11 protein-coding genes are annotated in these 12712 nt (G+C 60.5%); 3 read left to right on the forward strand and 8 right to left on the reverse strand.

The annotated features are described in order from the left end of the window. Positions 1–175 precede the first annotated feature (175 nt). The 8 genes from AC07YV_RS15870 to AC07YV_RS15905 all read right to left on the reverse strand — a co-directional run bounded on the left by AC07YV_RS15870 (position 176) and on the right by AC07YV_RS15905 (position 10044). Positions 176–2098 carry a PrkA family serine protein kinase gene (locus tag AC07YV_RS15870; RefSeq protein ID WP_007980217.1) on the reverse strand — a complete coding sequence of 641 codons (1923 nt, stop codon included), beginning with the start codon at positions 2096–2098 and terminating at the stop codon, positions 176–178. Positions 2099–2395: 297 nt separating this feature from the next. Beyond that, positions 2396–2725, reverse strand: coding sequence for a thiosulfate sulfurtransferase GlpE (gene glpE / locus AC07YV_RS15875; protein ID WP_102700183.1), 330 nt, complete (start codon positions 2723–2725; stop codon positions 2396–2398). Between the two features lie 33 nt (positions 2726–2758). Continuing rightward, a complete protein-coding gene (locus tag AC07YV_RS15880) occupies positions 2759–3640 on the reverse strand; it encodes a symmetrical bis(5'-nucleosyl)-tetraphosphatase (RefSeq protein ID WP_015097067.1) in 882 nt (293 codons plus the stop codon). Then, the gene (gene apaG / locus AC07YV_RS15885; protein WP_095944860.1) at positions 3640–4020 is read right to left on the reverse strand and encodes a Co2+/Mg2+ efflux facilitator ApaG/CorD; all 381 of its coding nucleotides are present in this window, start codon (positions 4018–4020) and stop codon (positions 3640–3642) included. The genes AC07YV_RS15880 and apaG overlap by 1 nt, the downstream gene beginning before the upstream one ends. Before the next feature lie 115 nt (positions 4021–4135). After that, on the reverse strand, positions 4136–4954 hold the full coding sequence (gene rsmA / locus AC07YV_RS15890; RefSeq protein ID WP_102700184.1) for a 16S rRNA (adenine(1518)-N(6)/adenine(1519)-N(6))-dimethyltransferase RsmA: 819 nt from the start codon (positions 4952–4954) through the stop codon (positions 4136–4138). After that, positions 4951–5940, reverse strand: a complete 990-nt coding sequence (gene pdxA, locus AC07YV_RS15895) for a 4-hydroxythreonine-4-phosphate dehydrogenase PdxA (RefSeq protein WP_102700185.1) — start codon at positions 5938–5940, stop codon at positions 4951–4953. The genes rsmA and pdxA overlap by 4 nt, the downstream gene beginning before the upstream one ends. Further along, on the reverse strand, positions 5937–7259 hold the full coding sequence (surA, locus tag AC07YV_RS15900) for a peptidylprolyl isomerase SurA (protein ID WP_173900815.1): 1323 nt from the start codon (positions 7257–7259) through the stop codon (positions 5937–5939). The genes pdxA and surA overlap by 4 nt, the downstream gene beginning before the upstream one ends. Further along, positions 7234–10044, reverse strand: a complete 2811-nt coding sequence (locus tag AC07YV_RS15905; protein ID WP_102700186.1) for an LPS-assembly protein LptD — start codon at positions 10042–10044, stop codon at positions 7234–7236. The genes surA and AC07YV_RS15905 overlap by 26 nt, the downstream gene beginning before the upstream one ends. Positions 10045–10174: 130 nt before the next feature. On the opposite strand from AC07YV_RS15905, the gene AC07YV_RS15910 reads away from it, so the two are divergent. From AC07YV_RS15910 to AC07YV_RS15920, 3 genes are read left to right on the forward strand one after another with little or no spacing between them, the layout of a single operon-like run. Next, entirely contained in the window at positions 10175–11194 is a 1020-nt protein-coding gene (locus AC07YV_RS15910) for an aminoglycoside phosphotransferase family protein (protein WP_102700187.1), read from the forward strand. Next, entirely contained in the window at positions 11191–11862 is a 672-nt protein-coding gene (murU, locus tag AC07YV_RS15915; protein WP_102700188.1) for an N-acetylmuramate alpha-1-phosphate uridylyltransferase MurU, read from the forward strand. The genes AC07YV_RS15910 and murU overlap by 4 nt, the downstream gene beginning before the upstream one ends. Position 11863: 1 nt before the next feature. Beyond that, positions 11864–12631 carry a TerB family tellurite resistance protein gene (locus AC07YV_RS15920; RefSeq protein WP_102700189.1) on the forward strand — a complete coding sequence of 256 codons (768 nt, stop codon included), beginning with the start codon at positions 11864–11866 and terminating at the stop codon, positions 12629–12631. The last annotated feature ends 81 nt before the right edge of the window (positions 12632–12712 follow it).

Below are 12712 nucleotides of genomic sequence, written 5' to 3' on the forward strand. Positions count from 1 at the left end.
GGCGAGCGGTGATACAGCATCGAACCGAGAGCCGAGGGACATTGCACGCTCCCCCAAGCGCCTTGGATGCTGCCTGAACTCGCTACCGACTTTCGAACACCTTCCAGAGGCCTGTGTAACAGAAAAAGCGCACACAGGTCTCTGGCTGACGACAACCGGTCTGACCGGCAGCGGGTTATTGTGATTTTCTGACCCGCAGGTACCACTCGGACAGCAGTCGTACCTGTTTGTCGGTGTAGCCCCGCTCGACCATCCGTGTGACGAAGTCGTTGTGTTTTTGCTGGTCCTCCTTGCTGGCCTTGGCGTTGAAGCTGATGACCGGTAGCAGGTCCTCGGTGTTGGAGAACATTTTCTTCTCGATGACCACCCGCAGTTTTTCGTAGCTGAGCCAGGTCGGGTTCTTGCCGTTGTTGTTGGCCCGGGCGCGCAGGACGAAGTTGACGATTTCGTTGCGGAAATCCTTCGGATTGCTGATGCCGGCCGGTTTTTCGATTTTCTCCAGTTCTTCGTTCAGGGCTACGCGGTTGAGGATTTCGCCGGTTTCCGGGTCGCGGTATTCCTGGTCCTGGATCCAGAAGTCGGCGTACAACACGTAGCGATCGAAGATGTTCTGGCCGTACTCGCTGTAGGATTCGAGGTAGGCAGTCTGGATCTCCTTGCCGATGAATTCGATGTAGCGCGGTGCCAGGTACTCCTTGAGGAAGCGCAGATAGCGTTCGCGGGTCTCGGCCTGGAACTGTTCCTGTTCGATCTGTTGTTCCAGCACATAGAGCAGATGTACCGGGTTGGCGGCAATTTCGTGCGGATCGAAGTTGAACACCTTCGACAGGATCTTGAACGCGAAGCGGGTCGACAGACCGTTCATGCCTTCGTCGACACCGGCGTTGTCGCGGTATTCCTGGATCGACTTGGCTTTCGGATCGGTGTCCTTGAGGTTCTCGCCGTCGTACACGCGCATCTTCGAATAGATGTTGGAGTTTTCCGGTTCTTTGAGACGCGAGAGCACGGTGAACTGGGCCAGCATCTTCAGGGTGTCCGGCGCGCAATGCGCCTTGGCCAGCGAACTGTTGAACAGCAGCTTGTCGTAGATCTTCACTTCGTCGCTGACCCGCAGGCAGTACGGCACTTTGACGATGTAGATCCGGTCGATGAAGGCTTCGTTGTTCTTGTTGTTGCGGAAGGTGTGCCACTCCGATTCGTTGGAGTGCGCCAGCAGGATCCCGGTGAATGGAATCGCGCCAAGGCCTTCGGTACTGTTGTAGTTGCCTTCCTGGGTGGCAGTCAGCAACGGGTGCAGCACCTTGATCGGTGCCTTGAACATTTCGACGAATTCCATCAGACCCTGGTTGGCCCGGCACAGGGCGCCCGAGTAGCTGTAGGCGTCGGCGTCGTTCTGCGGGAACTCCTCCAGTTTGCGGATATCGACCTTGCCCACCAGTGCCGAAATGTCCTGGTTGTTTTCATCACCAGGCTCGGTCTTGGCCACGGCAATCTGGTTGAGGATCGACGGGTAGAGTTTCACCACGCGGAACTGACTGATGTCGCCACCGAATTCGGCCAGGCGCTTGGTCGCCCATGGCGACATGATGGTGTTGAGGTAGCGCCGTGGAATGCCAAAGTCTTCCTCGAGGATCGCTCCATCTTCAGTGGAGTTGAACAGACCCAGGGGCGACTCGAATACCGGCGAGCCCTTGATCGCGTAGAAGGGCACTTTTTCCATCAGCTGCTTGAGCTTCTCGGCCAGGGATGATTTACCGCCACCGACAGGGCCGAGCAGGTACAGGATCTGTTTCTTCTCTTCCAGGCCCTGAGCGGCGTGGCGGAAATACGACACGATCTGGTCGATGCATTCTTCCATCCCGTGGAAGTCTTCAAAGGCCGGATAGCGGCGGATGACCTTGTTGGAGAAGATGCGCGAAAGCCTCGAGTTGGTCGAGGTGTCGAGCAGTTCCGGTTCACCGATGGCCAGCAGTAGACGCTCGGCGGCGGAAACGTAGGCGCTGCGGTCTTTTTTGCACAGCTCAAGATACTCTTGCAGTGAGAGTTCTTCCTGGCGTGTGGACTCGAAGCGTTGTTGGAAGTGGCTAAAGATACTCATGACGTCACCTCGCTCGATACGTGGAGCCGACGCCGGATCACTCAGTCGATGCTGGCAGCAACCGAACAGGCGATTGCTGTTTACCCCCCAGAACTCTCCCGGAGCTGACGACTCCGAAAGCTACTCCCGATGACCCGTGCGCCGGTGTACCGGCTCTCCCCTGTTTTGGATGGCCTGGGCTTAAGGATAGTTGGGAATTCGGGAGGTAAAGGCGAGATACGTAATTAGTTGTGGCAGACCGTTCGTCTGCCACCGCGCTAGCCCGCGGGAGCCGGGGCCTGCAACGTTACAAAAAAATTATTCGGCAGTGCCTTGCGCCGTTTCTGCAGGATAGGTCGTACGCCACAACTCGAATCCGCCATCCATGCTGTAGACGTCGGAGAAGCCCTGGCTGATCAGGTAGGCGGCCGCACCCTGGCTGGAATTGCCGTGATAGCAGACCACCACGGTCGGCGCGTCGAGGTCGGCACCCTGGATGAAAGCGTGCAAGGAATGATTGTCCAGATGCTTCGAGCCTGCGATATGCAGGGCGGCAAAAGTGGCCGGGTCGCGGACGTCGACCACCACTGCGCCTCGTTCGCGCAGGGCCTGGGCCTGTTCCGGGGGGATACGTTTGAATTCGCTCATGGCGGGCTCCTGTGGCTCGGCTGAATGGGCAGTCTAGCGCGGTGCGCTGGCTGGCGATGTTTGGGGAATGGATGAGGCGACTGGCGGCACGGCATGGCCGTGTTCGTCGCATTTGCAGGACAGGCGCTCAAAGCTGTCGACGTTCATCAGGGTCAGGGCACCGCCCCAGACGCAGCCCGTGTCGAGGGCCGAGATGCCAGGCTCATTGATATTGCCTTCCAGTGCTGCCCAGTGGCCGAAGATGATCTTCAGGCCCTTGGTCTTGCGTTCCTTGTGCTGGAACCAGGGTTTGTAGCCGGGTGGTGCGGTACCGAGGCCTTCCTTGCTCTTGAGGTCGAGTTTGCCTTCAGCGGTGCAAAAACGCATGCGGGTGAAATAGTTGGTGATCACCCGCAGGCGCGTCACGCCTTTGAGGTCATTGTCCCATTTCGCCGGATCGTTGCCGTACATGCCATCGAGGTAGGGCGGCAGCAGGTTGTCGTCACGCAAGGCGGTCTCGACTTCGGCAGCACACTTCAAGGCTTTGCGCAGCGACCACTGGGGTGGAATGCCGGCATGGACCAGTGCCACGTTGCGCTGTTCGTCGTAGTGCATGAGCTTTTGCTGGCGCAGCCATTCGAGCAGTTCGGCGCTATCCGGCGCTTCGATGATCTCGTGCAGGGTGTCGGCCTTCTTCAGGCGTTCGATGTTGCGTCCGGCCGCCAGCAGGTGCAGGTCGTGGTTGCCGAGCACGCACACCAGCGATTCGCGGATGCTATAGAGGAAGCGCAGGGTTTCCAGCGACTGCGGGCCGCGGTTGACCAGGTCGCCCACCAGCCACAGGCGATCCCGTTGAGGGTCGAACGCCACTTGTTTGAGCAGGCATTGCAGGGCCTGAAGGCAGCCTTGCAGGTCGCCGACAGCGTAGGTTGCCATCAGTGCAGGGCTCCGGGCACCGCCAGGCGGAAGGGCGCGATGATGGCATCGAAATGTTTGCCGTCGTCGGAAAGCATCTGATAGGTGCCTTGCATGGTGCCGACCTTGGTGGTCATGACCGTGCCGCTGCTGTAGGTGTGGCTCTTGCCCGGTTCGATCAGTGGTTGCTGGCCGACCACGCCTGCGCCGCGGACTTCTTCGACATGTCCGTCACCATCGGTGATGACCCAGTGCCGTGAAAGCAGTTTGGCGGGCATTTCGCCATTGTTTTGCACGGTAATGGTGTAGGCGAAGGCAAAGCGGTCGTGCTCGGGTTGCGATTGTTCTGCCAGATAGCGGGTGACGACGCTGACGTCGACCTGATAACGAGGATCGGACATGCAAGGGGCCTTAAAAACGAAGCGGGACGCGGGGCGTAGCTGATGGAGTTCAGTCTAGGCCAAGTATCGGGTAGTAGACCAGAGTGGCGTCCTACCCGATAGCGCTCATCGCCTGTCAGTTCGCGGCAGGCTTTTGTGGCGCTTGCTCGCTGAGCTTGTCAGCCAGGCGCACGAAGGCGGCCAGGTCGAGCTGCTCGGGACGCAGGCTGCCATCGACGCCGGCGGCTTCGATCTCGGCATTGCTCAGCAGCAGCTTGAGGGTGTTGCGCAGGGTCTTGCGGCGCTGGTTGAACGCTTCGCGCACGACGCGCTCGAGCAGACGGTGATCCTTGGCCGGGTGCGGCAGTACCGCGTGGGGCACCAGGCGCACGATGGCCGAATCGACTTTCGGTGGCGGGTTGAACGCGCCCGGGCCGACGTTGAACAGGTGCTCGACCCGGCAATGGTACTGAACCATGATCGACAGGCGGCCCCAGTCACCACCGCCCGGGCCGGCAGCCAGACGCTCGACCACTTCCTTTTGCAGCATGAAGTGCATGTCGCGGATCAGGTGCGAGTTGTGCAGCAGGTGAAAAATCAGCGGCGTGGAGATGTTGTACGGCAGGTTGCCGACCACTCGCAGGCTGCCTGGCGCGGCATTCAGGCTGTTGAAGTCGAACTTCAGCGCATCGCCCTGATGCAGGTTGAAGTTGCTCTTGCCGGCAAACTGCTGGTTGAGGATCGGGATCAGGTCCTTGTCCAGTTCCACCACGTCGAGTTGCGCGCCGCTGCTGAGCAGGCCTTGGGTCAGTGCGCCCTGTCCCGGGCCGATTTCCAGCAGGCGGTCTTCTGCCTTGGCATGAATGGAGCGCAGGATGCGGTCGATAACGCCGGCATCGTGCAGGAAGTTCTGGCCAAAGCGTTTGCGCGCCTTGTGTTGGTAGTGCTCGGTCATAAACGGGTCTCGGCCATCTGGTAGGCGGTTTCCAGGGCGACTTGCAGGCTGCCGGTGTCGATCTTGCCGCTGCCGGCCAGATCCAGGGCGGTGCCGTGGTCGACCGACGTACGGATGATCGGCAAGCCGAGGGTCACGTTGACTGCCGCGCCGAAGCCTTTGTACTTCAGCACCGGCAGGCCCTGGTCGTGGTACATCGCCAGCACCGCATCGCAGTGCTCCAGATATTTGGGGGTAAACAGAGTGTCGGCGGGCAGGGGACCGCGAAGGTCCATGCCCTCGCCGCGCAGGCGCTCTAATGTGGGTTCGATGATATCGATTTCTTCATGGCCCAGGTGTCCGCCTTCACCGGCATGCGGGTTGAGCCCGCAGACCAGGATGCGTGGCCGGGCGATGCCGAACTTGTTTTGCAGGTCGGCGTGCAGGATTCGCGTGACGCGTTCCAGGCGCTCCGACGTGATGGCATCGGCAATCTCGCGAAGGGGCAGGTGAGTGGTCACCAGGGCCACGCGCAAGCCACGAGTGGCCAGCATCATCACCACTTGCGCGGTGTGGGTCAGGTCGGCAAGGAATTCCGTGTGCCCGGAAAAGGCGATGCCGGATTCGTTGATGACGCCTTTGTGCACAGGCGCGGTAATCATGCCGGCAAAATCCCCGCTGAGGCAGCCTTGGCCGGCGCGGGTCAGGGTTTCCAGGACGAACGCAGCGTTGGCCTTGTCCAGCTGTCCAGCGATGACCTTGGCGTTGAGCGGTGTGTCCCAGACATACAGGCTGTTGGCTGGCGCGGGTGCATCCGGCCAGTTGTCCGGGGTGACCGGCAGCAAGTCGACCGCCACGCCCAGTTGCGCGGCCCGCTCGATGAGCAGGTCGCGGCTGGTAATGGCAATCAGGGGATGGGGCTGGGCTTGCGAGGCGAGCAGCAGGCACAGGTCGGGACCTATGCCGGCTGGTTCACCGGGTGTCAGCGCGAAACGTTGGGGTTTCACTGCGCTGCCTGGTCGGCGCCAGGGAGTTTGATTTCCACGTACGCTTCGTCACGGATCTGACGCAGCCAGGTTTGCAGCTCTTCGTCGTATTTGCGGTTACGCAAAACGGTCATGGCTTGCTGCTCGCGAGCCTGGCTGGTGCTGTCGGTGGCGCGACGGCCAAGGACTTCCAGGACATGCCAGCCGTATTGAGTCTGGAACGGCTTGGACAGCTGACCTTGCGGGGTCTTGGCCATCACTTCGCGGAACTCGGGCACCAGCGCGTTCGGGTCGATCCAGTTCAGGTCGCCGCCGTTGAGGGCGGAACCCGGGTCTTCCGAGTAGTTTTTCGCCAGCTCACCGAAGTCTTCGCCAGCCTCGATACGGCTGTAGAGCGACTCGGCCAGGGCCTTGGTTTTCGCTTCGTCGCGGATCGGGCTCGGCTTGACCAGGATGTGACGCACATGCACTTCGTCGCGCATCTGGGTCTCGCCGCCACGCTTGTCGAGGATCTTCAGGATGATGAAGCCGCCGGGCGTGCGCATTGGCTGGGTGACATCACCCACGGGCATGGTGCTCAGCAGGCGATCGAACGGCGGAGGCAATTGAGCGGCTTTACGCCAGCCCATGTCACCACCTTCCAGAGCGGTTTCGCTGGCGGATTTGGCGATTGCCAACTGACTGAAGTCAGCGCCTTGCTTGAGTTGCTGGTAAATCGCATCGGCCTGTTTGGCGGCACTCTGAATCGCTTCGGAGTTGGCGCTTTCCGGCGTAGGAATCAGGATATTGGCCAGATGGAACTCTTCGGACAGCTGCATTTTGCCCAGGTCAGACGCCAGGAAGTTCTTCACTTCCTGCTCGGAGACCTGAATGCGTTCGGCGACCCGACGCTGGCGCACGCGGCTGATGACCATTTCGCGGCGAATCTGCTCACGTGCGTCTTCATAGGACAGACCGTCGCGAGTCAGGGCAGCGCGGAACTGCTCGATCGACATGTTGTTGCGCTGGGCAATGGTGCCGACGGCCTGGTTCAACTCTTCATCGGTAATGCGGATGCCGGAACGCTCGCCGATCTGCAATTGCAGGTTTTCGACGATCAGGCGTTCAAGTACCTGCTGCTCCAGCACGCTGGCCGGCGGTACGGCAGAACCACGCTTGGCAATGGTTTGCTGAACTTCATGGACGCGTCGGTCCAGTTGGCTCTGCATGACCACGTCGTTGTCGACGATGGCCACCACTTTATCGATGGACTGCACGGCGGCACTGGCCGCCGTACTCAGGAACAGCGCGCCCAGCATCAGCGGGCGCAGACAATCAGAAAGCTTGGTCTTCACGTTCACGATAACCTTGAATGCCTTTGTCGAGGAAGCTCTCTGCCTTGGCGCCGGTGAGGCCGCCGAGTCCCTTCAGAACAATTTGGAGGAAGACGCCATGGTCGCCTTTTTCGTTTTCCGGTGCCTGCTGGCTGAACTCGTCGTAATCAACGAAGTAACGGTTGATCAGGCGCAGTTTCCAGCAGCAGCTGTCGTACTCGAAACCACCGAAGGCTTCCAGGGTACGGTTGCGGTTGTAGTCATACTGCCAGCGGCTGATAGCGCTCCATTGCGGCACGATCGGCCAGATCACCGAGAAGTCGTGCTGTTCGATCTTGTAGTAATCCTTCACGTAGCCAGGCTGCCCAGGGGTGCCGTAGTCGCCGCCGAACTGCCATTGACCGGTGTTCTGGTTGTAGATCACCTGGTCGTTACGATAGCGATAGCCGAGGTTGACGATCTTGTTCGGGTTGTCTTCAGGCTGGTAGTGGAACATCGCGCTGCCCGAGCGAGGGCTGTGGCTGTCCGGGTCCCAGTTGTAGTCGGCCGTGGTACGCCAGTCGCGGTTCCAGCGATATTCGTATTCCAGTGCGTACGGCGAAACGCTGGCTTGGGCATCGGCGCGGAGTTTTGGATCGACCCCCGGCAACTGGACTTCGCGGTCCTTGAAGTACAGGGCCTGGCCGACACTGATCCGTTGACGTTCGAAGCCGTTGTCTTCGATCCAGCGGCTGGTCACGCCCAGGGACAGTTTGTTCTCGTCGCCGACACGGTCGGAGCCGGAGAAGCGGTTGTCACGGAACAGCGACGCAAAGTTGAAGGTGTATTCGCTGGTGTCGAATACCGGAATGTCTTCCTGGTCGACCTCAGGTACGTACAGGTAGAACAGGCGTGGCTCCAGGGTCTGGCGGTAGTTCTTGCCGAAATACTGGGTATTGCGATCGAAGTACAGGCCACTGTCGATGCTGGCAATCGGAACGCCGCGGTTCTGGTTGCTGTCGAAATTGCCGTTGAAATTTTTAGTCCCAGCGGCAGCTGCGGCCTGATTTTGCTGCGCGATCTGACTCTTGCCGGTACCGTCCAGATCCAGTTGGTACTGGGTGTACTGGTACTTGAGCTTCGGTGTCAGGAAGCCGTACGTCGTGTTCATCGGCAGGCTCATGGCGGGCGCAAGATTCAGGCGGTCGCCATTGGCGCGAGCCAGACCTTGAATGTTGTTATCCAGACGGGGAGAGCCGACGCCATCTTCGTCAAAGTAGGTCCCGCTCTGCAGATCCCGGTCAAACCGCACGAGTTCGGTGTTGTACGTGAAATCCAGGCCTTCCGGATGGTAAGGCAGCATACCGTCGAGGGTGAGCTGCGGCAGGCGGTCGTACGGGGTAATGTTCGCTACGCTCGCCAGTTCGTATGCCTGGGCGTTCGCGCGAGCGGTATAGCCCTCGCCGCGATAGGTCACGGAACCCTGCTGGTTCACGAAGTCGTTGCTTTTCACGCCAATCTGGTCGGTCTGCAGATCCTGGAAGTAATACGGATCGCTGATCTTGGTGTAGTCGACTTGCGTAAACACTCGCGAGTCGAGGCCACCCTTGTGCTGCCAATTGTACATGTAGCGGGTTTTTTCGGCGTCTGACTGCTTGTCGCGCTCGTTGCTTTCGTCGTTGAGGTACGCCGCACCGAACTGGCCTTCGCTGGACTTGGTCAGGTAGCGGAACTCGCCTTCCATCAACAAGCCGTGCTTTTCCATGTAGCGCGGGTACAACGTGGCATCGTAGTTCGGCGCCAGGTTGAAGTAGTACGGGGTGACCAGCATGAAGCCGGTATCGCTGCCGGTGCCGATGGTCGGCGGCAGGAAGCCGGACTGGCGGCGGTCGTCGATCGGGAAATAGATGTACGGCGTGTACAGGACCGGAATGTCCTTGACCCGCAGCGTCACGTTGGTCGCCGTACCGAAACCGGTGGCCGGGTTCAGGGTGATGTTGTTGCCCTTGAGTTGCCAGGCGTTGCTGTTCGGTTCGCACGTGGTGTACGTACCGTCCTTGAGGCGGATGATCGCGTTCTCGGCACGTTTGGCGTACAGCGCATTACCGCGGATGCGTGATTTGTGCATCACGTATTCGGCGTTGTCGACCTTGGCTTCACCGGTGTCGAGCTGCACGTCGGCATGGTCGCCGACGATCAGGGCGCCGTTGTCGCGAATGCGCACGTTGCCATTCAGTTCGCCACGGCTCTCGGCCTGGTACAGGTTGGCTTCGTCGGCTTCGACCTGCATGCTGCCCTGGCGCATGACGACGTCGCCGGCCAGGGTCGCGACCTGCTCATCCTGCTTATAGCGGGAGGCTTTTGCGCCGATAAAGGTAGGCGCGTCACTTTTATCCGTCTTGTCATTCATGCCAGGACGAATCGGTTCGATATAGGAACCAGAGCAATAAGGACCGGTTTCGGCCAATTGTGCGGCGGTGAGCTGCTCGCGGGGAACCCAGTCGAGGTGACTGTAGTCTTCGCTACGCGACTTCAGGCCACGGCCTTTGGATTCGGTGACCAGCACCGGCGTGGCGCCAGTGTCTTCACTGGAACCGTTCTCGGCCGGGGCTTCGCCGGTGGCGGAAACTGCGCTGCCGTCATGGACGGGACGCGGTGGCAATGCAGCCGCCGGCGTCTTTGGTGCGCAGTCCCAGGAACCCGAAGCAGAGACTGTGCAGTCAAACTGTTCCGCGGCGACCACGTAGGAAGTGGCAAGGGGTTGCAGCGCCAGCAAACTGCCGGTAACCAACAACGGAAATTTTTTACGAAACGCGGGGGATTTCAATGCCATCTTATTAGTCCGGGCTTCCTGCGTGCCATCTGCCCGCGGTGTGGGCCGCACGCCTCTCGATGGTCTGAAAAAGATGCTGGATAATAAAGCATGACCCGCTTGACGGCTAGCGCCGTCGGAGACCCTTGCAATGCCTGATCAAGATGTACGCTTGCAACACCTGAAAGTTTGGCTCGATGAACAATTGGCGACCCTGTTTGCCGAGCAGGGCTGGGGCGTCGTACCCCCGGCCACGTTGACCGCGGCCAGCAGCGACGCGAGTTTCCGGCGGTATTTCCGCTGGGAAGGCGATGGCAGAAGTTTCATCGTGATGGACGCGCCACCGCCCCAGGAGAACTGCAAACCCTTCGTGGATATCGCCTTTTTGCTGGCGAAATCCGGAATAAATGTGCCGAAAATTTATGCCGAAGACCTCGAGCGCGGGTTTCTTTTGCTCAACGACCTGGGCAACAAGACCTATCTGGACGTCATCGACAGCGAAAACGCCGACGGTTTGTTCAACGATGCCCTGCAGGCGTTGCTGGCTTTCCAGCAGTTGCCGATGGTTGCGCCGCTGCCGAGCTATGACGTGGCATTACTGCGTCGCGAACTGGAACTGTTCCCCGAGTGGTACGTGAAGCGCGAATTGGGCATCGAATTCGACGCGGCGCAGCAAGTGCTCTGGCAGCAGGTCAGCGATCTGTTGATCGACAGCGCCCTGGCACAGCCAAAAGTCCTGGTGCATCGCGACTACATGCCGCGCAACCTGATGCTCAGCGAGCCCAACCCCGGCGTGCTGGATTTCCAGGATGCGGTATATGGCCCGGTGACCTACGACGTGACCTGCCTGTTCAAGGACGCCTTCCTCAGTTGGCCCGAAGAGCGCGTACACGGCTGGCTGGAAAGCTACTGGCAGCAGGCGGGGGCCCTCGGAATTCCGGTTCAGCCCGAGTTCGAGGACTTTCTGCGTGCCAGCGACTTGATGGGCGTGCAACGTCACCTGAAAGTCATCGGTATTTTCGCGCGCATCTGCCATCGCGACGGCAAACCGCGTTATCTGGGCGATGTTCCGCGCTTCTTTGCCTATATAGATGCCGTGATCGCTCGCCGCCCCGAACTGGCCGAGCTGGATGTGCTGCTGGCCAGTCTGCGTGCCGGAGTGAAAGCATGAAGGCAATGATTCTGGCCGCGGGCAAAGGCGAGCGCATGCGTCCGCTGACCCTGACCACGCCAAAACCGCTGGTGCGTGCCGGCGGCGTGCCGCTGATCGAGTATCACCTGCGGGCGCTGGCTGCCGCCGGGTTCACCGACATCGTGATCAATCACGCCTGGCTCGGTCAGCAGATCGAAGACTATCTGGGCGATGGTTCGCGTTATGGCGTGAGCATCCAGTACTCGGCGGAGGGTGAACCCCTGGAAACCGGCGGCGGGATTTTCCGCGCCTTGCCGTTGTTGGGGGATGAAGCCTTTGTGGTGGTCAACGGCGACATCTGGACCGATTACGACTTCAGTGTGCTGCACCAACCCATCAACGGTCTGGCGCATCTGGTGCTGGCCAGCAACCCGCCGCATCATCCGGCCGGGGACTTCAGCCTGGTCGGAAACCAGGTGCACGACGGTCAACCGCAGGCTACCACCCTGACGTACAGCGGCATCGCCGTGTTGCATCCGCAGTTGTTCGACGGTTGCACCGCCGGGGCCTTCAAGCTCGCGCCGCTGTTGCGCAAAGCCATGGCTGACGGGCTGGTGACCGGCGAGCAGTTGAGGGGACACTGGGTCGATGTCGGCACTCACGAACGTCTGGCCGAAGTTGAAACATTAATAGAAGCGAGCCGCTGACATGCTGTGGCCAGGGACTCTGATCGGAGCCGGAGCAGGCTTTGCCATAGCCAGTATTCCGGGGGCCATGCTCGGCGCGTTGTTGGGGCAGGCGCTGGATCGGCGCTTGCACCTGCAGAGCTGGGGGCATTTGCGGGAAAAACTGGGCGGCCGCCCGGTGCTGCGCAACGATGAATTGCTGTTTGTCCTGCTGGGACGCCTGGCCAAGTGCGACGGCCAAGTGATGGCCGGGCACATCGAACAGGCCCGGGCGGAAATGCGTTCGCTGGACATGTCCGAGCCGGCTCAGCGCCGTGCAATTGCCGCGTTCAACCGTGGCAAGTCGGGCCGCGACCGGCTACGCGGTTATCTGCGTCGCCTGAGTGCCCAGCCCCACGCGGCGGAAGGCGTGTTACGCGCCTGCTGGCGAATGGTCTGGGCCGATGGTCGTGCCGGCAGCGGTGAGCGTGAGTTGATCCGCCAGTGGGGGCAGTGGCTGGGCTGGACGCCGCACCAGGTGCAGGCGTTGGCCCACGATTATGAGCCGCAGAAACGGCCATTGGGCAACAGCGTGCCAAGCTATCAGGACGCCTTGAAGCTGTTGGGAGTGACGGCCACCACTGAACCGGCGCAGATCAAGCGTGCCTACCGGCGCCTGCTCAGTCGCCATCATCCGGACAAGATCGCCGGCAGTGGCGCAACGGCGACGCAGGTGCGTGAGGCCACCGAGCGAACGCGTGAACTGCATAGTGCCTATACGCTGATTCGGGAGCGGCGGGACTTTCGCTAGGCCGGAAAACTTGCGTCGCCAGTGATACCGCTATCGCGAGCAAGCTAGCTCCCACAGGTTTGATGTCGTCCGCCATTTCGT

The organism is Pseudomonas sp. GW456-E7 (genome assembly GCF_059424105.1).

Bases quoted from the DNA above. Each gene is read 5' to 3' on its own strand.
- AC07YV_RS15870 (WP_007980217.1), bottom strand. From the start codon at position 2,098: ATGAGTATCTTTAGCCACTTCCAACAACGCTTCGAGTCCACACGCCAG.
- glpE (WP_102700183.1), bottom strand. From the start codon at position 2,725: ATGAGCGAATTCAAACGTATCCCCCCGGAACAGGCCCAGGCCCTGCGC.
- AC07YV_RS15880 (WP_015097067.1), bottom strand. From the start codon at position 3,640: ATGGCAACCTACGCTGTCGGCGACCTGCAAGGCTGCCTTCAGGCCCTG.
- apaG (WP_095944860.1), bottom strand. From the start codon at position 4,020: ATGTCCGATCCTCGTTATCAGGTCGACGTCAGCGTCGTCACCCGCTAT.
- rsmA (WP_102700184.1), bottom strand. From the start codon at position 4,954: ATGACCGAGCACTACCAACACAAGGCGCGCAAACGCTTTGGCCAGAAC.
- AC07YV_RS15905 (WP_102700186.1), bottom strand. From the start codon at position 10,044: ATGGCATTGAAATCCCCCGCGTTTCGTAAAAAATTTCCGTTGTTGGTT.
- AC07YV_RS15910 (WP_102700187.1), top strand. From the start codon at position 10,175: ATGCCTGATCAAGATGTACGCTTGCAACACCTGAAAGTTTGGCTCGAT.
- murU (WP_102700188.1), top strand. From the start codon at position 11,191: ATGAAGGCAATGATTCTGGCCGCGGGCAAAGGCGAGCGCATGCGTCCG.
- AC07YV_RS15920 (WP_102700189.1), top strand. From the start codon at position 11,864: ATGCTGTGGCCAGGGACTCTGATCGGAGCCGGAGCAGGCTTTGCCATA.